Raw genomic sequence first — 25,481 nt, forward strand, 5'->3', positions numbered from 1 at the left:
CCCCAATGCCGGGAAGTTAGGCGGCGAGGGTGAGTGTCAAGGGGCTGCGGATGGTGATGGTGTAGCTGGCGGTTTTGGGTTTGGGGTCGGGGTGTGTTTGTCGGAAGGGGTAGCGGACTTTGGGACGGTTTTTGACGCGTGGGCTGGTCCTTGGGCGTCGGGTTGCGGGCATGGGCCGGTTGGTGAGCATGGTGAGGGTGTAGGCCCAGTCCTGGGGGGCGTGGCGGGGCTGGGTGCCGTGTGCGGTGATGATGGTGTCGCGGGTGGTGTGCAGGGTGGTGGTGAAGCTGATCTGGTCGGGGTCCAGGCCGGTGTCCAGGGCGGCGTGGCAGGCCAGGCGGCGTAGCAGGTGGTGGGTGAGCAGCAGGGCGTAGAACTCCTGGACGATGCCGGGGACGGTGCGTGATCGCAGGGGTCGCAGTGATCCTTTGTGGATGGCTTTGAGGCCGTATAACGCGGTTTCGATCTCCCAGCGCTGGTGGTAGCAGGCCACAAGGTCGGCGGCGGGGTGGGTGCGGTGGTCCAGCAGGGTGGTCATGAGCTTGTAGGTCTGGTGGCGTGTGGTGCCGTCGGCGAGGGTCACGGTGATGGTGGCCTCGATGATGCGCACCATCTCGCGCAGGTGCCGTTCGTGCTTGTGGCCGCGGCGCATGGCCAGGTAGGACCCATCGGGGAGGTGTGCGATCACGGTGGGGGCCAAGGTAGCGGTGGCGCGCCACAAAAGGTGGGCCCCGGTCTGGCGGGCCGACCGCCACAGCCCAAGACCGATGAACCGGCGATCGGCAAGCAGCAGCATCCCCGGCGCAAGAGCGCCCAGCATCCGTTCCACCAATGCCGACTCACTCGTGCGGCAATGCCCGAACACCGCGTCCATGACGGCCCGGGTCCCGCACTCGATGGTGAGCGCGAACGCCATCTGCGGCGCACCCTCGCGCCCGCTGCCGTGCACCGGAGCCCCGAACTCCTTACGCACCGCCGCCTCATCGGCCAGATCCAGCGTGGAACCGTCCCAGGCCACCAGCCGCAACCCCCGCCACCACACCCCCGGCGTCGCAACCGGGGCAACCGGACCGCGCAGCCGATCGAACAACATCCGTACCGGCGCCTCACCCAGCCGTGCTCTGGCCTGACGCAACGCCGCCGCCGACGGCACCCCCACCCCCCGCACCGAACAACACAACGCCCGCCACACCCCTGCATACCCCCGCTCCGGGAACAAGGTCATCGCCAAGACGAAAAACACCACCACCCGTGCAGGCAACACCCGCACCCGCCGCTCACCTCGCCGGCACTCCACAAGCACCTCATCCACCAACTCCACCGGCACCCCGTCACTCAGCACCCCAAGATGCGCCGGAGCCCACACACACCCACCCACCGGCATGACACACTCACACACACGGAGCTCCTGCCTACGAACGAGATCTTGGTCGATCAACGTTCTAGCAGGAGCTCCATCCTCATCTCAGCGCTATTGACAACCAACCCCCCGCCTTAACTTCCCGGCATTGGGGCTCCGCCCCCCCCGCACCCCCGAAACCCTGCAGAACCTCCGACCGCACTCACGGGTAGTCGTACGAACAGCCCATTGATCGGCTACCAGCACGTAGTGAACCACGCGGTCTTGCCGCGGCAGTCGGCCGGATGGCAGACGCCGTGCTGCTCTGCGGAAACAGCCGACATCCACCTCATGCGCGACCGAACGAGCCGTAAACCTTCGTCCTGAGAGGTGAAAGCCACTCAGTCTTTATCTGGCGGATAAATTTTGTCGAAGACGATCTTTGCTGAAGCATAGGCCGCAACGGCGATCATCCATGGGTCTATCCCGGTGGCCAGGCTTATGAACTGAGCCGCATCGCTGAAGCTCAGCGCGGCATCCGTGCAGACGGCTAGCACCGTAGCGAAAGCGGCCCCTGCCATTACTCTGCGTCGCAGTGCTCGTGAAGCCGCAGAAGGGGCTGATTGCGTAGTCGTGAGTCTGTCGGCTGCACCCAAGGGCGGCGATTGCTCTCGCAGTCGAGCGAGTAGTGTCGGATCTGGCCAGGTCGGAGAGTTAGGCCTGAAGAACAGCGGTTCCCATGTGAGAGGTCGGTAATCGATTTTTACAATAGACAGGACGATGTCTTCAAGCGCGAAATGAAGGCTTATTTCTCTCAAGAGCTTAGTTATGTGTCGGCCGTCCAAGGCGTACGAAATGAAGAAGTACGGCCCACGGCCGCCTCCTTCGTTTGTCGCTGGAGGCGCCGGCGGGAGCCTCGGGGGCTTGCCATGTCCAGAATGGACGAGTAGCCGGGGGAGAGGGTTGGCGATGTGCAGAGGAGACCGGGGAAGGATCGCTGCTGTCACCGCTCGACCCTACCTCCCTGGTCTTGGATTCAGCGTTCTCGTGCTCGTTGGCCGCTGTAACCAGTGGAGACTTGGTCGAATATGTCCGACTCTGAAAGCTGGCTGGTGCGGCACCCATGATCTGTTCTTACTTGGCGATGAGGTGGTGCCGGGGTTGGCTGGCTCTACTGCCGAATCGCTGTAAGCGAGCAGATGGCCACTTAGCGCTGTCGGAGAGGTACGGTGCGGCCTACCATGAGGCCATGGCCACCATAGGTGAGCGAATCGTCAATCTTCGTAAGCGCCGTGGGATGAGTCAGGCAGAGCTTGCTGCCGTCTCGGGGGTGTCTGTTTCCCTGGTTCGCAAGTTGGAGCAAGGAGCGCGGTCGGATGTACGGCTGGAGACCGCGCGAAAACTGGCTGCCGCTCTACGTGTACCGACGACTGTGCTCATCGTGGATCGCGGGGCCGATGAGGCGGACGTTCAGGCGGCCGGCCGTTGGGAGCCTGTGAGGCAAGCGCTGTACGGGCTCCGGAATCGGGGTGAGGAGTCGCCGACGGCCGATGGAGTATTGGCGGCGATGGACGCGTCGATGCCGCTCTGGCAAGGCGACAGCTACGGGGAACTGGCGGCGATGCTGCCGAAACTGCTGGCTGACGCGGATGTTCTCGTCGGGGAGGACCGTTCGCAGCGCGTTGTCCGATCTCGGTTGCTCCACCTCACGGGGTGGCTTCTCACGCAGAACCGGCAGTTCGAGGCGGCGGATCTTGCTCTGCGGCGAGGGCTCGATGACGCTGATGACCGACTCGACGCGGCGATGATCGTGAGCACTCGATGCTGGCTCCTGTTACGTCGAGGACAGCTTGATGAGGCGCGGCGGTTGGCGGTCAGATGGGCCGACGATGTGGAGCCCCGCATGTCGCGTGCCACTCCTCGGGAGTTGTCGGCGTGGGGGTGGTTGCTTCTGCGCGCGTCGGCGGCGGCTGTGCGTGACAACCGGCCGGAGGAGGCGCAGGACGCGATCCGGCTCGCTCGCACGGCTGCGGTCGCGGCCAGTCGTGACCATTCCCCGGACGGCGACTTCCTTCGTACGTTCGGGCCGGTCACTGTGGCGATGAAGCGGGCCGAGAACGCCATGGTGGAGGATCGTCCTGACGTGGTTCTGCGTATGTCTCGCAGCATTCCGACCAGCGATCTCGCTCCTACTTCGAACAACCGCAACCGGCATCTTCTGGATGTGGCGGAGGCTCACCGCCGGTCGCGTCAGTACGGCGAGGCGTTCGAGGTCCTGCGCCGTATCAGACATGACTCTCCGGAGTGGATCGTCAATCAGCGCTACGCGAAAGCTATTCTTAATGGGATTTTTGCCGGCAAGCGCACTCCAGACCGGGATATGCGGGAGCTTGCCGATTTTGTCCGAATGGATGGTGAATAGCGAGACACGGATGTGGCACTTCATCGCTCGTGACCCGTCGAGTGATACGAAGTCGATCTAGGCGTACGTGTCCGGTCCTCATAGCGTTTCCCCATGGGAACGCAGACGGCGCCAGAGTATGAAGGCGACGAACGTGGGGAGCGATATTGGGGCCGTGGTCTCAGGGGAAAGCTTCTGGGGGTCATTCCTCTGGTGGGTTCGCCTCGATCGGTGGCGCGAGCGCGTGAGTATGTCAGAGGGAAACTCGGGGACGATCATCCCGCACTGGGGGACGTGATCCTGCTCGTGTCGGAGCTGGTGACCAATTCAGTGGTTCACTCGAAATCACGCGATGGCGGCCGGGTCACCCTGGCGCTGGCCGACTGCCACGACCGGATACATGTCGACGTCGTGGACGAGGGTGGTGACTTCGTGCCGCACGTGGACCTGGACGGATTCGCGGAAGGTGGCCGAGGTCTCTTTCTGGTGGAGGCGATTTCCGATCGCTGGGGTGTTCACACGGATGACAAGGGCCGGACCGTCTGGTTCCAGGTGCTGTACCGGCGCCGTGACGCGACTGGCTGTGATGACCGGCAGGCGTCCGAGGAACATTCGGTACGGCATCGACGCACATGACACCGTCGGCGGGGTCGGGAACCGCTCAAAGCGCGAAGCCCGGCCGACTCACCGTCCGGAGAGCTGCCGGGCTCACTTCTGCGGACTACTGTCCGCAGCGGTCTCATCATGCACTGTGAACGCGGGAAGGGTCAATCGGTGATCGACCCTTACAGACGCGGGTGCCTCCGGAGCGGCTGGGCCGCGCCGGAGGCACCTTGGTCAACGAGGGGTCAGCGCTGCTGGGTCAGCAGGCCGGGGCGGTACGGCAGGAGGCCGTATTCGACGCCGTTGGAGCTCGGGCTGCGGCCCTGGTAGAGGAGCTGCAGCTGGCAGGGGTTGACGGTGAAGGTCTGGTCGGCGCTGGTGCGGATCAGTTCACCGTGGCTGATGTCGTCGGTCCAGGTGGCGCCGCTGTTGGCCTTGCCGGCGAACGGGTTGCTCTCGGTGGCGGCGTTCGCGGTCCAGGTGCCGCCGAGGCTGGTGGCGGTGAAGGAGCGGAAGTAGCGGCCTCGGGAGCCGATGGCCTCGACCAGCATGAGGTAGCGCTGCTGGCCCTGGAGCTTGTAGACCTGGACGGCCTCGAACAGGTTGTTCGTGGAGTCGCTCATGATGGTGGTGTAGTTGGAGCCGAAGTTGCCGGGGAAGTTGCCGATCGGCATGCTGGCCCGGTAGATCTTGCCGTTGTCACCGGCGAAGAACAGGTACATGTTCTGGTCGTCGGCGATGAGGGTCTGGTCGATGGGGCCGGTGCCGGAGCCGGAGATGCTGCCGGTGAACAGGGGCTGTGCCGACGACCAGCCGTTGGGGTTGGTGGGGTTGGTGGAGGTCTTGTAGGAGAAGGCGGTGCCTCCCCACTGGTAGGCCAGCACCCAGATGTTCTTCGGCGCGAAGTAGAACAGCGTCGGCGCGACGGTGCCCTGGTTCATGCCGGTCTGGGTGGCCGAGGCCATCTCCGACCAGTTGGTGAAGGTGCTGAAGTTCATCGAGCCCCAGCTGGAGCCGAAGTCGTGCGTGGTCGCGTACACCAGGTGCTTGCCCTGGTACGGCGCCACGGTGAAGTCCTTCAGCGACACCCAGCCCGACTTCGGCTGCGCGAGCGCACCGGTCGAGGTCCACCGGTACGACGACGGCAGCTGGCAGGTGCCGGTCGGCGTCGGGGTCGGCGTGGGGGTGGGGGTCGGCGTCGGCGTGGGAGTCGGCGTCGGGGTGGGGTTCGGGGTCGGGGTGATCGTCGGCGTGGGGCTCGGGGTGCCGGGGGTGCCGGTGCAGGCGACGCCGTTCAGGGAGAAGGACGTCGGCACGGAGGCGCTGCCGCTGGACGAGCCGTTGAAGCCGAAGTTGGTGCTGCCGCCGGAGGGGATGCTCCCGTTGTAGGAGACGTTGGTGGCGGTGACCGACGAACCGGACTGGGTGTGGGTGGCGCTCCAGATGTTGGTGATCTGCTCACCGGAGCCGAAGGACCAGGTCAGCCGCCAGCCGTTGACCGCGTCACCGAGGTTGTTGATGGTGACGCTGGCGTTGAAGCCGCCGGGCCAGCTCGAACTGATGGTGTAGTCGACGCGGCAGGCGACGGCCGCCTGGGCCGGCTGGGTGGCCAGCAGGCCGCTTCCGGCGATCAGGAGCGGGATCGCGCCGATCGCGAGGCCGCGGCGGGAGACCGGGGGCCGTGCCGCGGGTGCGACGGCGGCGGCGGAGGGACGCGGTGCGCGCGCTCTCCAGGGAAGACGCATCTGAATTCTCCTCATCGTGGGTCAGCCGCCGTCAGGGGCTGGTGCAGGTCGCGGTCGGGGTGGCGGCGGAGCCGTTGGCGGTGAAGCCGAACGTGGTGGAGCCGCTCGCGGGGATGGAGCCGTTGTAGGCGGCGTTGCGCACGGTGACGCTGGAGCCGGACACACTCTGCTGGCCGCTCCACAGGCTGCTGATGCTCTGTCCGCTCGGCCAGGTCCACCGCACGGTCCACCCGTTGACGGCGGAACTACCGGCGCGCACGGTCACCTCGGACTGGAACCCGCCGGGCCAGGAGTTGGTGGTCGTGATCGTCGCGGAGCACGCACCCGGAACCGGCGTCGGGGTCGGGGTGGGGGTCGGCGTCGGCGTCGGCGTGGGGTTGGGGGTCGGGGTGATCGTCGGGGTAGGCGTCGGCGTGGGGTTGGGGGTGGCGTTGTTCAGCGCGTTGAGCACGGCGTCGTAGGCCGGCTTCTTGTTGTTGCCGCTGAACAGCAGCGGGGTGTCACCACTGCGCCAGGAGTCCTGGTCGCGCACACCCCACACGGTGATGCCGGTGCAGCGCGGGACCGCCAGGCAGTCGTTGGTGATGGCGGCGTACGTCTGCGCGGAGGCACCCTGCACGTCCAGCTCGGTGATCTGGACGTCCACGCCGAGGGCCGCGAAGCTGGAGATGGTGGTGCGGTAGTTGCTGTTGTAGGCGCTGCCGCTGTTGAAGTGCGACTGGAGACCCACGCAGTCGATCGGCACGCCACGCTGCTTGAAGTCGCGCACCATGTTGTAGACACCCTGGGTCTTGGCCCAGGTCCAGTTGTCGATGTTGTAGTCGTTGTAGCAGAGCTTCGCGGCCGGGTCGGCGGCGCGAGCCGTGCGGAACGCGACCTCGATCCAGTCGTTGCCGGTGGACTGGAGGTTGGAGCTGCGCCGGCCGCCGGAGTTGCCGTCGGCGAAGGCCTCGTTGACGACGTCCCAGGCGTAGATCTTGCCCTTGTAGTGGCCGACCACGCCGTTGATGTGGTCGATCATGGCCTGGCGCAGGCTGCTGCCGGAGAGGGACTGCATCCAGCCGGGCTGCTGGCCGTGCCAGGCCAGGGTGTGGCCGCGCACGCGCTTGCCGTTCTGCACGGCCCAGTTGTAGACCCGGTCACCGGCGCTGAAGTTGAACTGGCCCCGGTTCGGCTCGGTGGCGTCGATCTTCATCTCGTTCTCGGCGGTCACCATGTTGAACTCGCGGTTCGCGATGGTCGTGTAGTTCGAGTCGCCGAGCCGGCCCGAGGCGATCGCGGTGCCGAAGTACCGGCCGCTCTGCGCGGCCGCGGCACCGAGCGTGCTCGCCGCCGCACCGGCCGGCGCCGGCACCGTGAGCGCGGTGATGGCGCCGACGACGCCGACGGCGCTCGCGACCAGGACCCGCAGGCCTTTGTGGGATCGCCGGGCTGCCGGCGGCGGTATGGGGTTCGTGCCCATGACTGAGTGCTCCAGACCGAATCACGGAATGCGTGGACACGTGAGGAGGGTCACCCCACGCGATCGACGCCGCGTCCCGTGATCGGGGAACGCACACCACAAGGGCGTCGCGAGCGGCGAGCTCCGCCGTGCGCCACCACACGGCAAGAGAAATCGGCTCGTTGACACAGTTTGGAAACGGTTGTGAAATGTGTCAACCCACGGAGAAAGTTTCAGACCACCAGCTCGCCGGCCGCACGGAATCAGTCTGATAACACCTGATGAACCGCGCGCGTCCCGCCGGCCCCCCGCGAGCGCCGTGCGCCGCCCTTGACGGCGCTGCCGCGTCTCGTATTGGCTCCGGCGTGCCACCACCGCCATTCGGCGGAGCACGAAACGCCACAGTAAGCCAGTATGTGAGCGCTAACAGCCAGCCGGGTTCCACTGCCCGGCGGCCATGGTGGGGGGCGGCCCGGGGCAGACACCACGCCTTGGGGCCGTCCTCGCCGTTCGGCGCTGTCACGACAGGAGGTGACCGTTCAGGCCGGCGGTACGCCGCCACATCCGAGCTGCATCGTGTTAACGCTCACTCCGCCTCCTACGAGGGGTGCGGATACGTCACGAGACCTCTACCTCAGGCGCGGCCAGAAGGCGTACGGTCACGGTGTGCCTCATGTGTGCGAGAACTTCAGCAACAACTCGTTCCACTGCTCGTGATGGGTGAGCGGAGCGCCGTGCGGGGCCTCGGGAATGGTCGCCACCGTGAGCGCGGGAACGACAGCGGTGAGCCGGGCCGTGGACTCGTCCGGTGGTATGAAGGCGTCCGCCTCGGCCTGCACGAGCAACGCCGGCACGGTGAGGCGGGTGAGATGCTCGCCGGGGGCCGCGCCGGCCCACGCCGTCAAGGAGTCGGCGGTCGCCTTCGGGGAGGCGGCGGACGCCTAGTGCAGATGGTAGAGCCGGGTGCGCTCGTCCAGCACGCAGAGGCCGTCGACCGAGAAGTACCGCAGCAGCAGGTCGTCCAGCTCGGTCAGATGACTGCACCTTGAGGAAACGTGGCGGCAGCGGTCTCGCCGTCAAGGCCATGCGCCGCGCGGCGGCCCTCACCCCGGACCCGGCGGACCGGGCCAGGCGCCTGTCCTACGCGGCGGAGCTCGCGGGGGAGTCCGGCCAGCTCGACCTGGCGCAGCAACTGCTCGACGAGGCGCGGCGCGACCTCGACGACCCCGTGCGGGCCGTGGCCACCAGGGCCCAGATCCTCATGCTGCGTGACGGCGACCTCGACGCCGCGCGCCGCCTGCTGCGCGGCGCCGGTGGCGCGGGCCTCATGGCCAGGGTGATCGCCGCCTCGTACGCGCAGGATCCCGAGGAGTGGGCCGAGGTGACCGCGGTGGTGGCCGGCTGCGACGACGAGCACGTGCGCCTGCTGCACGACGTGTACCTCGGCGCCGGCCCGGCGGCCCGCGTGCGCGCGGCGTTCGACGCGCTGCCGGGTGACGCGCCGCCTGGCCAGGTGGCCGCGCTGTGCCGCGCCGCCACCTGGCTCGCCGCGCACGACCACTTCCTCGCCGGTCAGTGGGACGACGCCGAGACCGCCGCCGGCGCCGGGCTCGACCTGTGTGTGCGGCACGACCTGGAACTGCTCGCGCACGACCTGCGGTGCGGCCTCGGCTGGATCGCGGCGGCCCGCGGCGACGCCGACAGCGCCAGGGAGTACAGCCGCACCGTCGAGCAGTGGGCCGCGCCGCGTGGCAGCGCGCCGCACCTGTCGCTGTCGGCGCGCAACCTGGAGGCCGCCGCGATGGCGCACGGCGACTACGAGACCGCGTACGGACACTGGACCTCGATCAGCGCTCCCGGGGTCATCGAACCCCACGAGTCGTACGCGCCGTGGGCCGTGCTCGACCTGGTGGAGTCGGCGGTGCGCACCGGCAGGACGGCCGAGGCCAGGCCCGGAGCCGCAGCCGGCCTGACCGCGCAGCAACTGGAGGTGGCACGCCTCGCGGTCTCCGGCCTGAGCAACAAGGAGATCGGCGAGAAACTGTTCCTGTCGTCCCGCACGGTCAGCGCGCACGTGTACGGGATCTTCCCCAAACTCGGCATCACCTCCCGTGCCGCACTGCGGGACGCGCTCGACGGCGCGCCGCCGGATGTAGTCATCTGACAGATTCGGGATCTCGGTCCCCGGCCGATGCTCGTGTCGTGACGCCGACCCCGGCACCGACACGAGGAGAGATCATGACCGTCCACCCCCGGCACCGGGCACTGAGCCTGCTGATCGCCGCATTGACCCTGGTGCTCGGCCTGACCGCCGCCGTGGCCCCCGCCTCCGCCACCCGAACACCCCCGGCCAAACCGACGATCGTGCTCGTCCACGGGGTCTTCGCCGACGCCTCCGGGTGGAACGCCACGATCACCGCGTTGCAGGCGGCCGGCTTCCCCGTGATCGCCCCCGCCAACCCGCTGCGCGACCTCACCAGCGACGCCGAGTACATCTCCAGCGTCGTCGACACCATCACCGGGCCGGTCATCCTGGTCGGCCACTCCTACGGCGGCGCCGTCATCACCAACGCCGCACGCGGCCACGCCAACGTCAAGGCCCTGGTGTACGTCGCCGCGTTCGCACCGGACGAAGGGGAGAACATCCTGCAGATCGCCGATTCGTACCCCGGCGGCAAACTGTCCTCGTCCCTGCTCACCCGGCCGTTCCCCGGCGGCGTCGACGGCTACATCGACCCGGCCAAGTTCCGCGAGGTGTTCGCCGCCGACCTCCCCGCCTCCGTCACCCGCCTGATGGCCGCCACCCAGCGGCCCGGCAGCCTCGGCGGTCTGAGCATGGCGAGCGGCGTCCCCGCCTGGAAGACCGTCCCGTCCTGGTTCGTCATCCCGACCGCCGACTACGCGATCCCGCCGGCCGCGCAGCGCTTCATGGCCCAGCGCGCCGGCGGCAAGGTCACCGAGGTCAAGGGTGCCTCCCACGTGGTCATGCAGTCCCGTCCCGACACGGTCGTGAAGCAGATCCTCGCCGCCTGCACCGCCACCCGCTGATCCCCTGAGACGACGGCCCGGTCCCCGATGCGGGGCCGGGCCCTCACGCGTCCCCGCTCCGCCGGCCGCTCGGCGTACGGCACGCGACAAACCCGGCGACACCGGCGGTCACCCCCGAGATGCCGTGCTCCGGCCGTGAACCCCGGCGTTCACACACGGCGACCTAAGGCGGCGCGAGCCGGTGTCTCGCCGGAGGCGGGTCTTTTCGGCGCCGGCGCGGTGGGACGTGGTGCGGTGAATTCGGCGCCTTGTGCGGCGGCCGGCCGGGGTCGTGGTGCGACACGCGGGGTGATGTGCGGGTGCCTGATGGAGCGGGCTGCGAAAATCGGGTACCGTGACGGCCCTTTTCGATCAACTGCGAGCGGGACCGCGAGGTGTGCTCGGACGGAGTTCCGCCGGGGACGACGACGAGACGCGTCGTCCGTTGCCGGTGTCCGGCATGCTGGCGGCGGCGTGGACGCTCGGGGTCGGGGTGGCGGTGCTCACCACGGTCACGCTGGTCGGGTGGATCGCGGCGCCACGAGGGGCCTTCGGCCAGGGGGTCGCGGAGGTGTTCCGTGCGGCCTGTCAGGTGTGGCTGGCCGCGCACCACGCGGGGTTCGCGATCCCAGGCGGAGGTGTGGGACTGCTGCCGCTCGGGCTGACGGTGCTTCCCGCGGCGCTGCTGTACCGCGCGGGGCTGTGGATGGCGAGGGACGCCGATCTGCGGCTGCGACTGCCGGCCCGCCTTCCCAAAGGCAGCACCAAGGACCTGGCGAACGCTCGTCGTCGCGCTCAGCTCGTGGTCATCGCCAGAGCGGGGGTCTCGCTGGCCGCGCCGTACGCGATGCTCGCCGGCGTCGTCGCGCTCATCGCGAAGAACGACCTGACGCAGCCGTACGTCGGGGAGGTGCTGCTGAGCCACCTCGTGCTGGCGTTCGCCGCCGGTTCGCTGGCCACGGCGCGGACGATCGGGCCGTGGCGGTCCATGGTGCGGCTCCTGCCGGAACGGCCGAGAGCGCTGGTGGCGGGTACGGCGGTGGCGCTGCTGATCATGCTCGGAGCGGGGCTCGTGCTCGTGCTCGTGGCGCTGGCCGCCGGGTTCGGCCAGGTGCGGGAGCTGTCGGAGTTCCTGGCGCCTGGGGTCGTCGGTGGCGTGCTGTTGCTGCTCATGCAGGCGCTGTACCTGCCGAACCTGGTGATCTGGGGGATGGCGTACCTCAGCGGGCCCGGGTTCCAGATCGGGACGGGGACGTTGATCGCGCCGACCGGGGTGCAGCTCGGGTCGGTGCCGGCGCTGCCGGTGCTCGGTGCGCTGCCTGAGCCGGGGACGACGTCACCGCTGCTCATGACGGTGCTGGCGCTGCCGTTCGTCGCGGGGATCGCGGCGGGGGTCGTGGTCGCGCGCATGGCCCCCACCCCGCAGTTCGAGTCGGCGCCGCTGTGGGGGTTCGGCTGCGGGCTCGCCACCGGCGTGTCGGCCGGGTTGCTGGCCGCTCTGGCCGGCGGCCCGCTCGGCGGGGCCCGTCTGTCGGCGGTCGGCCCCTCGGCCTGGGAGGTCTCCCTGTCGGTCACCCTTGAGGTGGGGGTGGCCGCGGGGATCTCGGCCGGCCTGGTCAACTGGTGGTCGATGTTCCGTGGAGCTCGTACGGCCCCCGCTCCTGTCCGGATGGCCGACGAGGTCCTCTCCAAGGTCACCGCAAAGATCAAGCCGTCCCCCGACCTCCCCGGCCACTGGATGGACGCCACCGAGGCCGCCACCCAGCCCCTTCCCGCCATCCGCGCCGACTGGAGCGACGAACACACCCCCTTCGGCCCCGACATCCCGCGTCCCGCACGACCCCTGTCCACCGCCCCGCCCCGGGACGACATCGTGGACGAGACCGACGACCGCGGCGGCCACGTCATCTACGTCGACCCCTACGCCTGGGACCGCGATCCCTGACCGTACGGCCGCCGTGCGACGGCGCGTGGTCAGGTGTGCGCTCGCAGGCCCTTGCCGCTGGGGGAGGGCTCCAGGAGGAGTTGGTCGGGGTAGCACCAGGCCCAGTCCTCGCCGGGCTCGAAGCTCTCGGCCAGGGGGTGGGTGGTGGCGTGGAAGTGTGCGGTGGCGTGGCGGTTGGGGGAGGAGTCGCAGCAGCCTACGTGGCCGCAGGTGAGGCAGGTGCGGAGGTGGACCCAGCGGGAACCGGTGGCCAGGCAGTCCTCGCAGCCGGCGGGGGTGCTGGGTTCCACGCTCTGGACGAGGTCGGTGTGAGAACAGGTCATAGTGGTGCTCCTAGGGCCGGTGTGGGCTCTCAGGGCCTCATTGCTACGAGAGCCCCGACTGGTACAAGGAACGGCGACAGACCGGATATTTCCGCGACGGAGTATCGGGAGTGCGAGGTCATGGGGGGAAGGGGAGGCGGAAGGTGCCGGGGGCCACGAAGGGGAGTTTGGCCTCTATGGACTTTTCCAGCTGGGTCACGCAGATCTGTTGGGCCGTGGTGGTGCCGGCGCCTTTCATGCAGTCGTTGTAGGCGGTCAGTTCGCCGCTGAAGTACGTCTGGAACCAGGTGACCGATGCGGCCAGGGCGATGGAGACGGCGGAGAGCAGGGAGCCGAGAACCGGCATGAGGACCGACGATCGGGTGCGGGAGAGGGTGCGCCAGGCGCGGAAGCCGACGATCAGGGCGAAGACGCCGAGGGCCAGGCCCAGGACTGGGACGATCATGGTCAGCGCCAGCGCGCCGATCGCGAGCAGCAGCGCGCGGCGGCCGACCTCGGCTCCCGTGGGCTCGGCGGGTGGTAGCACCCCGACCTCCTCTGCGTCGTGGAGAGCGAGGGGCCGATACGCTGACTGCGGTACGTCAACGTCGCTCTGAGAAGGAGTGCAGCCCTGTCGGCTCGGCTCGTCGTCCTCGTCTCCGGTTCGGGGACCAACCTACAGGCCCTCATCGACGCCTCCGCCGATGACGCATTCGGCGCCAAGGTCGTCGCGGTCGGCGCGGACCGTGACGGCATCGAAGGGCTGGCCAGGGCCGGCCGGGCCGGGCTGCCGTCGTTCGTGGCCAAGGTCTCCGACCATCCGAACAGAGCGGCCTGGGATGTGGCGCTGCGCGACGCCATCGCGGCGCACAAGCCCGATCTCGTGGTGTCCGCCGGGTTCATGAAGATCCTCGGCCCCGAGGTGCTCGCGGCCTTCCCCGTCGTCAACACCCATCCGGCGCTGCTGCCGTCCTTCCCCGGCGCGCACGCGGTCCCCGAGGCCCTCGCGTACGGCGTCCGGGTGACGGGATGCACGGTCCATCTGGTGGACGCGGGGGTGGACACCGGGCCGGTCATCGCTCAGGAGGCGGTGAGCGTGGAGGATGGTGACGACGAGTCCTCGCTGCACGAGCGCATCAAGAGCGTGGAGCGCCGCCTGCTGGTCGACGTGGTCGGCCGCATGGCGCGGGACGGCTGGTCCGTGACCGGCCGCCGGGTCCGCCTCGGCGGCGAGCCCTCGGCACAGTGACTATGTCCGGGCGGTCCGGACACAGGGAGGAGCACCAAGTGACCCGCATCGCCATCCGGCGCGCGCTGATCACGGTTTACGACAAGTCAGGGCTGGAGGAGCTGGTCCGGGCCCTGGACGCCGCCGGCGTCGAGATCGTCTCCACCGGCGGCACGGCCTCCAAGATCGCCTCGTTCGGGGTGCCGGTGACGCCGGTGGAGTCGCTGACCGGTTTCCCCGAGTGCCTCGGCGGCCGGGTCAAGACCCTGCATCCCCGTGTGCACGCCGGCCTGCTCGCCGACGGCGCCAACCCCTCCCACGTCAAGCAACTCGAAGAGCTGGAGATCGAGCCGTTCCAGCTCGTCGTGGTCAACCTGTACCCGTTCCAGGAGACCGTGGCGTCCGGCGCGTCCCCGGAGGAGTGCGTCGAGCAGATCGACATCGGCGGCCCCGCCATGATCAGGGCCGCGGCCAAGAACCACGGCACCGTGGCGGTCGTCACCGACCCCGGCCGGTACGGCGACGTCCTCGCCGCACTGGAGGCCGGCGGTTTCACCGAGACCGACCGGCGCCGCCTCGCCGCCGCCGCGTACGCGCACACCGCCTCGTACGACACCGTGGTGGCCTCGTGGTTCGCGAACGTCTACACGCCGGAGGAGGACACCTCCTGGCCGGGCTTCATGGGAGCCACCTGGCGGCGGCGCGCGGTGCTGCGGTACGGCGAGAACCCCCACCAGGGGGCCGCGCTGTACTCGGGTGGCACCGACGGGCTCGCCAACGCCGAGCAGTTGCACGGCAAGGAGATGTCCTACAACAACTACGTGGACGCCGACGCCGCCTGGCGCGCGGCCTGGGACTTCACCGAGCCGGCCGTGGCGATCATCAAGCACGCCAACCCGTGCGGCCTCGCGGTCGGGGCCGACGTCGCCGACGCGCACCGCAAGGCGCACGCCTGCGACCCGGTGTCGGCGTACGGCGGGGTGATCGCGGTGAACGGCGAGGTGACCGCCGAGCTGGCCGAGCAGATCGCCCCGATCTTCACCGAGGTCGTCGTGGCGCCGTCGTTCGCGCCGCAGGCCCTGGACGTGCTGACCAAGAAGAAGAACATCCGGCTGCTGCGCTGCCCCGCGGGCCCGGCGAACCCCGCCGAGTTCCGGCGCGTCGACGGCGGCCTGCTGGTGCAGACCGTCGACCGTGTGGACGCCTCCGGCGACGACCCCGCGACGTGGGAGCTGAAGGCGGGGGAGCCGGCGTCGCCTGAGGTGCTGGCCGACCTGGCGTTCGCCTGGCGGGCCTGCCGTTCGGTCAAGTCCAACGCGATCTTGCTGGCCGCGGACGGCGCCACCGTCGGCGTCGGCATGGGGCAGGTCAACCGGGTCGACTCGGCGCGCCTCGCGGTGGCGCGGGCCGGGGACCGCGCCGCGGGGTCGGTGGCGGCCTCGGACGCGTTCTTCCCGTTCCCCGACGGTCTTGAGGTGCTCGTCGAGGCCGGTGTCAGGGCCGTCGTCGAGCCCGGCGGCTCCGTCAGGGACGACGAGGTGATCGCCGCCGCGGCCGCGGCGGGCATCACCCTGTACTTCACCGGGACCCGCCACTTCTTCCACTGACGCGCGCGGCCGCCGCGCCTCGCGGCGCGGCGGCATGGGATGATGGCGAGCTGTGAGCGCGCAGATTCTCGACGGCAAGGCGACCGCCGCCAAGATCAAGGCAGACCTGGCGCAGCGGGTGGCACGGCTCGCCACCCAAGGTGTCACGCCGGGCCTCGGCACGATCCTGGTCGGCGACGACCCCGGCAGCCAGATCTACGTGGCCGGCAAGCACCGCGACTGCGCCGAGGTCGGCATCGCGTCCATCCGCAGGGACCTGCCGGAGACCGCGACCCAGGCCGACGTCGAGGCCGCCATCGACGAGCTCAACGCCGACCCCGCCTGCACCGGCTACATCGTGCAGCTCCCGCTGCCGCGCCACCTCGACACCCAGGCCCTGATCGAGCGCATGGACCCGGCCAAGGACGCCGACGGCCTGCACCCGGTCAACCTCGGCCGCCTCGTCCACATGGTCGACGCTCCGCTGCCGTGCACCCCTCGCGGCATCGTGGTCCTGCTCCAGGAGTACGGCGTCCCCCTCAAGGGTGCGGACGTCACCGTCGTCGGCCGCGGCATCACGGTCGGCCGTCCCCTCGGCCTGCTGCTCACCCGCCGCACCGAGAACGCCACGGTCACCCTCTGCCACACCGGCACCCACGACCTGCCGTCCCGCATCCGCCAGGCCGACATCGTGATCGCCGCCGCCGGAGTCCCCGGTCTGGTCACGCGCGACATGGTGAAGCCCGGCGCCGCCGTCCTCGACGTCGGCGTCTCGCGCGTGGACGGCAGGCTGGCCGGCGACGTGTCCCCCGAGGTCCGCGAGGTGGCGGGCTTCGTGGCCCCGAACCCCGGCGGTGTCGGGCCCATGACCCGCGCCATGCTGCTCACCAACGTCGTGGAGGCCGCCGAGCGGCGCAGCCGCTGAGCACGCCGCTTCCCTGAGTCACGCCTTCCGGAATCAGGGGTTTCCCGCGTCGCGTTTCATGCGGCGTTTCCGTGGCACGCGTTCACGCACCGCGTTTCCGTGGGTTTGCGGTGGCATGAGCGACCCTGTACCGCGCTTACGGCGAGGCGGCCGACCGTACCATGTTTCCCGTTCTCACCGTTTCATTCATAGTTCTGGCATCCGGATTGACCTGCTATGCCTCCCCAGTCCAGTGGCACTTTTCCGTACTTATACGGATGTCACTACGGATGTTCAACAAAGAAACCGGGGCCTAGCGTCGCGGCAGGGCGGTGATGACCCGCCCTCGCTCAGGAGGAGTGCCGCGACGTGACATTTCCCCGCATCCCGCCGTAGCAGCCGCTGAAGTTCCATGGCCGTCGATCCCGCCATGGGAGAACGCTCCGCCGGGCCGACCGGCACCGGCGCGCATCGCTCGATTTCTCTCATCATCCCCCAAACTCCCGTACGACCGGACCGCCGATCCCCTTCCGGCGGTGCGGTGAGTCGCGCGCGCCTACCCCCGGCGCGTCGCGACCCAGGGAGGCAGAGAAAGGAAAGAACCGCCCATGAGGCGCAGAGCTCTGCTCTCGGTGACCGCCACCGTGGCGATGATCGCCGTGGTGGTCCCGGCCACTCCGGCCGCGGCCAAGCCCCCGCCAGGCAGCCAGGACAAGGTACAGGCCGCCGCCGCCGACCCCGCGCAGCGCGCCACCTCCGCCGCCGACCTGGCGGTCGCGAGCGGCGTCGACAACCTGAGGGTCGGCCTCAGCGAGACCTACAAGCGCACCGGTGTCACGGCCGGTGCGGGTGGCCTCTACTACGTCACCTACGACCGCACGTACAAGGGCCTGCCGATGGTCGGCGGCGACGCGGTCGTGGTCGCCGACGGCAGCGGAAAGGTGCGCTCCACCACGGCGGCCTCACCGGCGACCCGTGCCGCGCTGTCCACCACGCCGGCGATCACGGCGGAGGCGGCCACCGAGACCGCCAAGTCGGTGCTCGAGCGTGTGGACGACACCGCCGCGGCCCGCCTGGTCGTGCTGGCCTGGGGTGCCAAGCCGCTGCTGGCCTGGGAGGCCAAGGTCGCGGGTGTCGCGAACGGCAAGCCGAGCATCCAGCACGTGTTCGTCGACGCCAGGACCGGTGAGATCGCCGACTCCTACGACGATGTGCGCGCCGGCACCGGCACCGGCTACTACAACGGCACCGTCACCATCAGCACCTCCGGCTCCGGCTCCTCGTGGTCCATGGCCGACTCGACACGCAGCGGCATCCGGTGCGGCGGCCAGAACGGCTCGACCTACACCGGCACCGACGACGCCTGGGGCACCGGCGGCGGCACCAACCTGGAGACGGCCTGCGTCGACGCGCTGTACGCCGTGCAGAAGGAATGGGACATGCTCAGCGCATGGCTCGGCCGCAACGGCATCAACGGCAGCGGCGGCGGCTTCCCCGCGCGCGTCGGCCTGAACGACGTCAACGCGTACTGGAACGGCAGCTACACCAACTTCGGCCACTCGCAGGACAACCAGCGCCAGGCCACCCCGATCGACGTCGTCGCGCACGAGTTCGGTCACGCCATCTTCCAGACCACCCCCGGTGGCGCCGGCTCCGGCAACGAGAACGGCGGCATCAACGAGGCGACCGGTGACATTTTCGGCGCGCTGACCGAGGCGTACACCAACAACCCGAACGACCCGCCGGACTACCAGGTCGGCGAGGAGGTCAACCTCGTCGGCGGCGGCCCGATCCGGTACATGTACCAGCCGAGCCTCGCCGGGGACCCCAACTGCTGGTCCTCCTCGATCCCGAGCACCGAGGTGCACGCCGCGGCCGGGCCGTTCAACCACTGGTTCTACCTGCTCGCCGAGGGTTCCGCGCCGGGTGGCGGCAAGCCGAACAGCCCGATCTGCTCCGGCGGTCCCTCGTCGGTGACCGGCATCGGCATCCAGAAGGCCGGCCGGATCTTCCTCGGCGCGCTGCAGCGCAAGACCTCGTCCTGGCGGTACGCCACCGCGCGTCTCCACTCACTGCAGGCCGCGGTCGAGCTGTACGGCGCGTCCAGCGTCGAGTGCGCCACCACCAAGGCCGCGTGGAACGCCATCAGCGTCCCCGCGCAGTCGGGTGAGCCGACCTGCAGCTCCTCCAGCAGCGACTTCTCCATCGCGCTGAGCCCGACGTCCGGCTCGGTGACGGCCGGCGGGTCGGCCACCTCGACGGTCTCGACGGCGACCACCGCCGGCAGCGCGCAGACGGTGACCTTCACGGCCTCCGGCCTGCCGGCCGCCGCGACCGCGAGCTTCAGCCCGGCCTCGGTGACCTCGGGTTCCTCGTCCACGCTGACGATCGCCACGACGGCGTCCACGCCGGGGGGGACCTACCCGATCACGATCACCGGCACCGGCTCGGTCGTCCACACCGCGACGTACACGCTGACCGTCAGCGGCACCTCCGGCGGCCGGACGTTCCGCAACGACACCGACTACGCCATCAACGACGGCGCGACCATCAACAGCCCGGTCACCTCGACGGCGTCCGGCAACGCGGTGTCGCCGGTCACGGTGGTCGTGACGGGCACGCACACCTGCTTCGAGGACCTGCGGATCCGGCTGCGCGGCCCGAGCGGCACCTATTACACACTGAAGAACTACGGCGGTTCGAGCTGTACGTCCTTCGGCACCAGGACCTACACGGCGAGCGTCAGCCAGGTGGCGGCGGGGACGTGGACCCTGGAGGTCTACGACGCGTACCTCTTCGACACCGGGACCCTCGACTGGTGGAGCATCACCGTATGACGGCGGCCTGACCGCCGACGGTGACACGACGACCCCCGGGATCCGCCGGTCCCGGGGGTTCACCGTCGCCGGGGAACGGCCGCGCGATCTCAAGCGGATCAGACCGGAAGAGCGACCGCGACACGCGGAGATCGCGGACTGCGTCAGGCCGGGGGAGCCACCTCCGTGCGCGATCGGACGCCGAGTTTGCGCAGCACCGTGGCCACATGGCTCTCCACCGTCCGCGTGGACAGGAACAGCACGTCGGCGATCTCCCTGTTGGTACGGCCGAGCGCGACCAGCCGCGCCACCTCACGCTCCCGCTGCGACAGCACGCTGACGTCGCGCCGCCGGCCTTTCGGCAGCGGGAACCCCACCCCGATGTCCCGCAGCGCGCGGCGGCACCGGGCCGCGTCGTGCGTGGCGCCGAGCCGCGCGAACCGCTCGGCCATCTCGGTGAAACCGGCCACAGCCCTCTCGTCCCCGAGCGCGAGCCTGGCCCGCGCCTCCCCTTCTCCGGCCCGCGCCGCCGCGTACGGCTCCGGCAGCACGGTGTACGCCTGCCGGGCCTCGGCGAAGTGGCCGACGGCGTCGGCGTGCCGCTGCTCGGCGGCGGCGAGCGCGCCGCGCGCGGCGTCCAGCGCGGCGTGCGCGGACGGCGCCATCAGCCCGGCGACTCCCTCGGCGTACTCGGCGACCAGCGCGGCCGCGGGTCTCAGCCGGCCGGACCAGGCCAGCGCGGTCACCGCCGGTGTGACCAGCGGCGCGGCCCACACCCACACGCCTTTGCGGCGCACCCGCGCCACGGCCCGCTGCGCCTCGGCGACCGCCGCGTCCAGGTCGCCGCGCGCCAGGTGCAGCTCGACCATGCCGCCGGAGGCCGCGGCGACGACCGGGACGTACCGCGCGTCCGGCGCGTCGAGCCCCGCGGCCTGGAACCACCGGTGCGCCTCGTCCCACTCGCCGGTGGCCAGCGCCAGCGACCCGAGGACCAGCCAGATGTCCACCGCGATCAGCGGCGTCTCGGTGGCCAGCTCGCCGAGCGACGCCGCGCGGTCGCGTAACCCGTCCCACCGTCCGGTCAGCCAGTCGCGCCGCACCGACGAGGAGTCCAGCAGGTACGCCGGGTACTGCGCGCCGGTCTCCACGGCCAGGCGCCGGCCCTCGTCGGCGAACCGCGCCGCAGAGGCGTGCAGGCCGAGCGTGGTGGCGGCGTCGTGCAGGTTGGAGTACGCGCGGGCCACCTCGCGGCGCACGGCGGTGCGCGGGTCGGCCACCGGCAGCGTGGCGGCCACGGCGAACGCGTCCGGCGAGCCGATCATCATCTCCAGGGACGCGCGGTTGGCCCGCACCGCGGCGGCGAGCGCCGGGTCGTCGGCGGCCTCGACCAGCGACTCGGCCCGCGCCATCCACTCCTGGTGCGTGGACAGCGGGTCGGTGCTCCAGGCAGGCAGGGCCAGGCTGGCCCACCCGCGCGCCGCGAGCGTCGGCCGGTCGCTCAGCTCGGCGAGCGCGGTCAGGATCTCCGCGCGTCCCGCCGAGGTGTCACCCGCCTGGTTGGACAGCACCACCCCGAGGTTGAGCCGCACCTCGCCGCGCACCCCTCGGGACAGGAAGTCGTCGCGCAGCACATGGCGCAGCAGCCGCACCACCCGCTGGTGGGACAGGCCGGTGGCGGCGAAACGGCTCAGCATCAGCGCGAGCGGTTCGCGGTGCGCGGCCGGCAGGCCGGCGTCCTCGAGCATGCTCTCGACGACCTCGATGGCGAGCGCCGTGTCGCCGAGCGTCGCCGCCTGCTCGGCGGCGGCGGTGCCGTGCCGCAGCCAGGCCGCGGTGTCGCCGGCCAGGCGAGCGTGGAAGGCCAGTTGCACCAGCGGCGGCGCGTCCATCGCCTCCAGCGCCGCCACCGCGCGATCGTGCGCGCGGCGGCGCTCCGGACCGGGGATGGCGTCGTACACCGCCTGCTGGGCCAGGGTGTGCCGGAAGCCGTACCGGCCGTCGGGCTGCTCGTGCAGCACCCCCGCGCGCAGCGCCTCGCCGAGCCCGGCGGGGTCGCCGCCGACGGCCGTGATGAGCTCCTCGCCGGCCGGCAGCCGCAGCACCGCCATGGCCTGCACGGCCCCGACGGCAGCCGGGGACAGCCCCGCCATGCGGTCGGCCATCGCCTCGCGCAGCAGTTGCGGCACCCCGGCCCGGTCGAGCGCGTCCGGCCCCTCGGCGTCCGGCAGGGACCGCAGGACCTCCTCCACCACGAACGGGATGCCGGCCGTCCGCTCGTGCAGCCTGTTCACGAACGACGACGGCAGATCGGAGCGGTCCATCAGCGCCGCCGCGAGACTGCCGACGTCGCCGGCGTCCAGCGGCGCGAGCTGCACCGCGACGTACGTGGTGTCGGGCTGATGCAGGTAGGCGGGCCCGAGCGGTGAGCGCGCCGCGCCGTCCCGCCGGTACGTCGCCACGACCGACAGCCCCTCGGGGGGCCTGCCTGTGAGGAACCGCAGCAGGTCACGCGTGCCGTCGTCGGCCCAGTGCAGGTCCTCGACGACGAGCACCGCCGGCCCCACGGCGGCGAGCAGCGCGCGTACGGCGCGGAACACGCGGTGCCGTTCCGCGCGTGGATCGTCCAGCGGCTGCGGCGACGGCGGCAACGCGTGCGCGATCTCCGGCAGGTACCCCCGTAAGACCCCCATCACAGGATTGAGCTCACCGGCGGCAGGCAACCGGCCCCCGACGTCCCGCAACGCCTCGATCACCGGCCCGTAGGGGAACGGCTCCCTGATCGGATGACAGTCCCCGTACAGCACCACCCGGTCACCGGACGGCACCCGTGCGAGCGCGGCCCGCACGAGCCGCGTCTTGCCGATCCCCGCTTCCCCCTCGACCACGACGACCGCCGGCGGCCGTACCACCGCGTCGACCAAGGTCTTCAACTCAGCAGCCCGTCCGACCAATGCTGGCGAGGGCACACTCATCCACAGCTCCCAAGGAACGGCTGGCTGACCCCCGCTCAGTTATCCACCTCCCCTCGTCCACGGTCAACCCTCCCTCGTTACACATGTGTTTCCGATCTAGTCAGAGCTCTCAGCCGGCCATTCACCCGCGACGCGCACCGTGGACCTCACAGCTTGTCGATCTCGTTCAGGTCGATCTCGATGGGGAACGGGACGTCGACCTTGAACGAGCCCCGCTGCACGCTGCTGACGACGTACTTGCGGGTTGCGGGGTCGAGCGCGTAGACGAACACCGTCGGCAGGCCGTGCTGCTGCTCGACGAGCACAGGTGGGGGATGCCGGCCTCGGCGTACAGCTGAGGCTTGCGCGCGTGGTCGCGGATCTCGGACTCAGGGCTCACGACCTCGATCACGAGCAGGACGTCGGTCGCCGGGTAGAACGTGGCGTCGGGGCCGTTCAGCGCGCCGGTGCGCAGGACGACGACATCAGGTTCCGGACGCTGCCGGGGGCCGAGCACGATGCTCATCTCTCTGCGCACGCGGAACTCACGAGGGGTCGCGAGGCGAAGAGCCATGACCAGCAGGTCGACGGTGACCGAATGGAAGTCTTTCTGCGGACTCACGAACACCAAGCTTCCATCCAGCAACTCAGTGTGCGCAGGCAAATCCGGAAGGTGATCGAGGTCGTCGGCGGTGAAGCCCTCAGGCGGAGGCGTCAGCCATGCGGGATGCTGAGGATCAGTCACGGTGTCGCTCCGAACCAGGACCGTCATGTGCTTCAGAGTACACATTACGCGGCGTGCTCACCGGGGACTTCTCTCGCTACGAAGCCGGACGAACACGCCGGGTGGCGGTGTCCGGCCGTGACCGGGTCCCCAGTGGGACGAGGGTCAAGAAGCGCGTCGGCCGGCCGCCTGTGGAGGTGACTCGCCGGGGCCCGAGGTGCGTTGCGGCGGCACGACGGGGGTGGGACGCACCAGGCCGAGCGCGACGACCTCGTTGGCGAGGCGGGTGCGCCGGTTGATCCCCTCGGGGATGCGGAACTTCTGGTACAGCCGCAGCAGGTGCTGTTTCACCGCCGCCTCCGTCACGACCAGGTCGTCGGCGATCTCGCGCGCGGTCGCGGGGGCCACGAAGGCCTCGTCCGACAGCGCGGGACGGCACAGCGACGTCAGGACGTCCACCTCTCGCCTGGTCAGCTCGGGTGCGGCGGCGCGGCGCAGCTCCACCTCGGGGGTGAAGTCCTCCCGTGGCACGCCACCGACGCGGCACCGCGCGGCGCCGAAGCTGACGACGTCGCCGTCGTCGAGGACGCGCCTCGCGATCGGCCGGCCGTTGACCCGGGTGCCGTTCCTGGACAGGCCCAGGTCGACGACGTACAGGTACGGTCCGCGGCGGACGAGCTCGGCGTGCAGTCGTGACACGCTCGGGTCGGCCAGCCTGACGTCGACCCCTCGGCCTCGGCCGATGGTCGTTATCTCGGGGCGCAAGGGGATGACCTCGCCGGTCTCCTCGACGCGTATGAACGGCCCCTCCACGGCAGTTCCTCCCCAGGTAGCCCGCCGTTACTTCCGCTACAGCTCCGGCTTACCCAAACGAGGGGTACGGGAATCTCCTTTGCCATAACGAGAATGAACGCAGAAATTGGTCTGGACCTCTGCGGACGGTTTTGCCTGCTCACAGGTAGACTTCGACCCACGATAAGCGGAGGAAACAACACATGGCGGACAACCCCACCAAAGGGCTGGCCGATGTCGTCGCCGCGTCAACAGCGCTGAGCGACATCGACGGCCGAGCCGGTCGCCTCTTCTACCGCGGCTACGACATCCACGACCTCGCCGGCCGCACCGGCTTCGAAGAGACCGCGCACCTGCTCCAGCACGGCGCGCTCCCCACGCGACGGCAGCTCGCCGACTACGGGGCGGAACTCGTCAGAGGCCGCACCCTTGGCGCGCTGGCCGAGAGCAACATCGCCGAGATCGCGGAGAAGCAGGAGCCCATGGAGGCCCTGCGTAGCCTGGTGTCCCTCGCGGGAGCCGAGGACCCGGACAAGAACTCCAACGAGCTCGAGGCCAACCGCAGGAAGGCGGCCAGGCTCACCGCGCAGCAACCCATCCTGGTCGCGCGCTACCACGCGGCCCGCACCGGCGCGACCCCCCGCGAGCCGGAACCGGAGAAGAGCATCGCGGCCAACTTCCTGCTCCAGATCACCGGCCGCGAGCCCGACCCCCGCGCGGTCGAGATCTTCGACGCGTGCCTGACCCTGCACGCCGACCACACCATGAACGCGTCCACGTTCGCGGCCCGGGTGTGCGCGGCCACCTTGTCGGACATGCACTCGGCGATCGTCGCGGCCATCGGCACCCTCAAGGGCCCCCTGCACGGCGGCGCCAACGAGCAGGTCATGCGCACCTTGGAGAGCATCCCCGCCGGGGGAGTGGCGCGGGCCGTCCGCGACAAGCTCGCCGCCGGCGAGAAGATCATGGGCTTCGGCCACCGCGTCTACAAGACCGAGGACCCCCGCGCCACCCATCTGCGCAAGATGTCGCGGGAGCTGGGAGAGGCATCGGGGGACGACACCTACTATCGGATGTCGAAGGAGATGGAGGAGGTCGTCCTGGCGGAGAAGGGTCTCTACCCGAACGTCGACTTCTACGCCGCGACGGTCTACCACTACCTTGGCATTCCGACGGATCTGTTCACACCGGTCTTCTCGGTCAGCCGTATGGCCGGCTGGACGGCGCACGTGATCGAGCAGCACGCCGACAACCGGCTGATCCGTCCCGACAGTGAGTACATCGGGGAGCGCGATCAGAAGTGGATGCCGATTGACGAGCGGTAGAGCCTGGGGGCCGTACCTCCTCGTGCTCGGAGGTGCGGCCGCCGGCCTCGGGCTGATCGCGCTGGGCCTGCCGGCCTGGGCGGGAGGCATGATCGTGGCGTTCGCGGTGCTCGCGGGTGCCGCGCTCCGGGTGATCCTTCCGGATCGCACGGAGAGTCTGCTCACCGTGCGCCGCAGGAGCACCGACCTCGTCACCTACGGGCTCCTCGGCGTCGTGACGGCACTGGTCGCCGCCAGTCTGACCGTGCCGCGGATCTTCGGGTAGCGGATTGTCGGATATACCCATCCGATAGCCTCAATCGCCACCCAATTCCGCAAGAAGGACATTTGCTCAGTTGTAAAGGGGAACCCC

21 protein-coding genes and 1 pseudogene are annotated in these 25,481 nt (G+C 69.9%); 11 read left to right on the forward strand and 11 right to left on the reverse strand.

Annotated elements, in window-relative coordinates:
* Nucleotides 1-16: 16 nt before the first annotated feature.
* Complete coding sequence (locus tag BJ992_RS06640) at nucleotides 17-1,384, reverse strand: IS4 family transposase (protein ID WP_246497042.1); 1,368 nt, start codon at nucleotides 1,382-1,384, stop codon at nucleotides 17-19.
* 356 nt (nucleotides 1,385-1,740) lie between these two features.
* Nucleotides 1,741-1,896, reverse strand: a complete 156-nt coding sequence (locus BJ992_RS06645) for a hypothetical protein (RefSeq protein ID WP_184979051.1) — start codon at nucleotides 1,894-1,896, stop codon at nucleotides 1,741-1,743.
* Nucleotides 1,897-2,588: 692 nt separating this feature from the next.
* Here BJ992_RS06645 and BJ992_RS06650 point away from each other — a divergent pair.
* Complete coding sequence (locus tag BJ992_RS06650; protein WP_184979052.1) at nucleotides 2,589-3,761, forward strand: helix-turn-helix domain-containing protein; 1,173 nt, start codon at nucleotides 2,589-2,591, stop codon at nucleotides 3,759-3,761.
* A 93-nt stretch (nucleotides 3,762-3,854) separates the two neighbouring features.
* The gene (locus BJ992_RS06655; protein ID WP_184979053.1) at nucleotides 3,855-4,376 is read left to right on the forward strand and encodes an ATP-binding protein; all 522 of its coding nucleotides are present in this window, start codon (nucleotides 3,855-3,857) and stop codon (nucleotides 4,374-4,376) included.
* A gap of 212 nt (nucleotides 4,377-4,588) precedes the next feature.
* Here BJ992_RS06655 and BJ992_RS06660 read toward each other — a convergent pair whose 3' ends face one another.
* From BJ992_RS06660 to BJ992_RS06670, 3 genes are all read right to left on the reverse strand, one after another.
* Nucleotides 4,589-6,088: a non-reducing end alpha-L-arabinofuranosidase family hydrolase gene (locus BJ992_RS06660; RefSeq protein WP_184979054.1), complete on the reverse strand. Its 1,500-nt coding sequence runs from the start codon at nucleotides 6,086-6,088 to the stop codon at nucleotides 4,589-4,591.
* A 31-nt stretch (nucleotides 6,089-6,119) separates the two neighbouring features.
* Entirely contained in the window at nucleotides 6,120-7,550 is a 1,431-nt protein-coding gene (locus tag BJ992_RS06665; RefSeq protein ID WP_184979055.1) for a glycoside hydrolase family 10 protein, read from the reverse strand.
* A 650-nt stretch (nucleotides 7,551-8,200) separates the two neighbouring features.
* The gene (locus BJ992_RS06670) at nucleotides 8,201-8,434 is read right to left on the reverse strand and encodes an alpha/beta fold hydrolase (protein ID WP_184979056.1); all 234 of its coding nucleotides are present in this window, start codon (nucleotides 8,432-8,434) and stop codon (nucleotides 8,201-8,203) included.
* 140 nt (nucleotides 8,435-8,574) lie between these two features.
* Between BJ992_RS06670 and BJ992_RS06675 the strand changes: the two genes are divergently transcribed.
* From BJ992_RS06675 to BJ992_RS06685, 3 genes are all read left to right on the forward strand, one after another.
* Entirely contained in the window at nucleotides 8,575-9,693 is a 1,119-nt protein-coding gene (locus BJ992_RS06675) for a helix-turn-helix domain-containing protein (RefSeq protein WP_221474710.1), read from the forward strand.
* 74 nt (nucleotides 9,694-9,767) lie between these two features.
* Nucleotides 9,768-10,577, forward strand: a complete 810-nt coding sequence (locus BJ992_RS06680; protein ID WP_184979057.1) for an alpha/beta fold hydrolase — start codon at nucleotides 9,768-9,770, stop codon at nucleotides 10,575-10,577.
* A 334-nt stretch (nucleotides 10,578-10,911) separates the two neighbouring features.
* The gene (locus tag BJ992_RS06685) at nucleotides 10,912-12,501 is read left to right on the forward strand and encodes a cell division protein PerM (protein WP_184979058.1); all 1,590 of its coding nucleotides are present in this window, start codon (nucleotides 10,912-10,914) and stop codon (nucleotides 12,499-12,501) included.
* Nucleotides 12,502-12,530: 29 nt separating this feature from the next.
* On the opposite strand, the gene BJ992_RS06690 is transcribed toward BJ992_RS06685, so the two are convergent.
* Together BJ992_RS06690 and BJ992_RS06695 are read right to left on the reverse strand one after the other, a co-directional pair.
* A complete protein-coding gene (locus BJ992_RS06690; RefSeq protein WP_184979059.1) occupies nucleotides 12,531-12,824 on the reverse strand; it encodes a ubiquitin carboxyl-terminal hydrolase 14 in 294 nt (97 codons plus the stop codon).
* Between the two features lie 118 nt (nucleotides 12,825-12,942).
* Entirely contained in the window at nucleotides 12,943-13,350 is a 408-nt protein-coding gene (locus BJ992_RS06695) for a hypothetical protein (protein WP_184979060.1), read from the reverse strand.
* 84 nt (nucleotides 13,351-13,434) lie between these two features.
* Between BJ992_RS06695 and purN the strand changes: the two genes are divergently transcribed.
* The 4 genes from purN to BJ992_RS06715 all read left to right on the forward strand — a co-directional run bounded on the left by purN (nucleotide 13,435) and on the right by BJ992_RS06715 (nucleotide 19,358).
* Complete coding sequence (purN, locus tag BJ992_RS06700; RefSeq protein WP_184987667.1) at nucleotides 13,435-14,052, forward strand: phosphoribosylglycinamide formyltransferase; 618 nt, start codon at nucleotides 13,435-13,437, stop codon at nucleotides 14,050-14,052.
* A 38-nt stretch (nucleotides 14,053-14,090) separates the two neighbouring features.
* Nucleotides 14,091-15,638 (forward strand): bifunctional phosphoribosylaminoimidazolecarboxamide formyltransferase/IMP cyclohydrolase, encoded by a 1,548-nt coding sequence (gene purH / locus BJ992_RS06705; RefSeq protein WP_343072518.1) that lies wholly within the window; start codon nucleotides 14,091-14,093, stop codon nucleotides 15,636-15,638.
* Nucleotides 15,639-15,690: 52 nt separating this feature from the next.
* Nucleotides 15,691-16,542: a bifunctional methylenetetrahydrofolate dehydrogenase/methenyltetrahydrofolate cyclohydrolase gene (locus tag BJ992_RS06710; RefSeq protein ID WP_184979062.1), complete on the forward strand. Its 852-nt coding sequence runs from the start codon at nucleotides 15,691-15,693 to the stop codon at nucleotides 16,540-16,542.
* A 587-nt stretch (nucleotides 16,543-17,129) separates the two neighbouring features.
* Entirely contained in the window at nucleotides 17,130-19,358 is a 2,229-nt protein-coding gene (locus BJ992_RS06715; protein WP_184979063.1) for a M4 family metallopeptidase, read from the forward strand.
* Between the two features lie 143 nt (nucleotides 19,359-19,501).
* Here BJ992_RS06715 and BJ992_RS06720 read toward each other — a convergent pair whose 3' ends face one another.
* From BJ992_RS06720 to BJ992_RS06730, 4 genes and pseudogenes are all read right to left on the reverse strand, one after another.
* Complete coding sequence (locus tag BJ992_RS06720) at nucleotides 19,502-22,309, reverse strand: helix-turn-helix transcriptional regulator (RefSeq protein ID WP_184979064.1); 2,808 nt, start codon at nucleotides 22,307-22,309, stop codon at nucleotides 19,502-19,504.
* Nucleotides 22,310-22,455: 146 nt separating this feature from the next.
* Nucleotides 22,456-22,614: a hypothetical protein gene (locus BJ992_RS34160; protein ID WP_343073002.1), complete on the reverse strand. Its 159-nt coding sequence runs from the start codon at nucleotides 22,612-22,614 to the stop codon at nucleotides 22,456-22,458.
* A gap of 62 nt (nucleotides 22,615-22,676) precedes the next feature.
* Nucleotides 22,677-23,078, reverse strand: a pseudogene (locus BJ992_RS34165) (Uma2 family endonuclease); the annotation flags it as partial.
* A gap of 99 nt (nucleotides 23,079-23,177) precedes the next feature.
* On the reverse strand, nucleotides 23,178-23,825 hold the full coding sequence (locus tag BJ992_RS06730; protein WP_184979065.1) for an FHA domain-containing protein: 648 nt from the start codon (nucleotides 23,823-23,825) through the stop codon (nucleotides 23,178-23,180).
* Between the two features lie 182 nt (nucleotides 23,826-24,007).
* Between BJ992_RS06730 and BJ992_RS06735 the strand changes: the two genes are divergently transcribed.
* Nucleotides 24,008-25,129 (forward strand): citrate/2-methylcitrate synthase, encoded by a 1,122-nt coding sequence (locus BJ992_RS06735; protein WP_184979066.1) that lies wholly within the window; start codon nucleotides 24,008-24,010, stop codon nucleotides 25,127-25,129.
* A complete protein-coding gene (locus BJ992_RS06740) occupies nucleotides 25,116-25,394 on the forward strand; it encodes a DUF3017 domain-containing protein (protein ID WP_184979067.1) in 279 nt (92 codons plus the stop codon). Before BJ992_RS06735 ends, BJ992_RS06740 begins: the two co-directional genes overlap by 14 nt.
* Nucleotides 25,395-25,481: the final 87 nt, after the last annotated feature.

The sequence above is a fragment of the Sphaerisporangium rubeum genome (assembly GCF_014207705.1).
GTDB lineage: Bacteria > Actinomycetota > Actinomycetes > Streptosporangiales > Streptosporangiaceae > Sphaerisporangium > Sphaerisporangium rubeum.

Coding starts and splice junctions, on each gene's coding strand:
- BJ992_RS06655 (WP_184979053.1), top strand. CDS start 3,855: ATGGGAACGCAGACGGCGCCAGAGTATGAAGGCGACGAACGTGGGGAG.
- BJ992_RS06735 (WP_184979066.1), top strand. CDS start 24,008: ATGGCGGACAACCCCACCAAAGGGCTGGCCGATGTCGTCGCCGCGTCA.
- BJ992_RS06640 (WP_246497042.1), bottom strand. CDS start 1,384: ATGCCGGTGGGTGGGTGTGTGTGGGCTCCGGCGCATCTTGGGGTGCTG.
- BJ992_RS06650 (WP_184979052.1), top strand. CDS start 2,589: ATGGCCACCATAGGTGAGCGAATCGTCAATCTTCGTAAGCGCCGTGGG.
- BJ992_RS06720 (WP_184979064.1), bottom strand. CDS start 22,309: ATGAGTGTGCCCTCGCCAGCATTGGTCGGACGGGCTGCTGAGTTGAAG.
- BJ992_RS06690 (WP_184979059.1), bottom strand. CDS start 12,824: ATGACCTGTTCTCACACCGACCTCGTCCAGAGCGTGGAACCCAGCACC.
- BJ992_RS06665 (WP_184979055.1), bottom strand. CDS start 7,550: ATGGGCACGAACCCCATACCGCCGCCGGCAGCCCGGCGATCCCACAAA.
- BJ992_RS06660 (WP_184979054.1), bottom strand. CDS start 6,088: ATGCGTCTTCCCTGGAGAGCGCGCGCACCGCGTCCCTCCGCCGCCGCC.
- BJ992_RS06715 (WP_184979063.1), top strand. CDS start 17,130: ATGAGGCGCAGAGCTCTGCTCTCGGTGACCGCCACCGTGGCGATGATC.
- BJ992_RS06680 (WP_184979057.1), top strand. CDS start 9,768: ATGACCGTCCACCCCCGGCACCGGGCACTGAGCCTGCTGATCGCCGCA.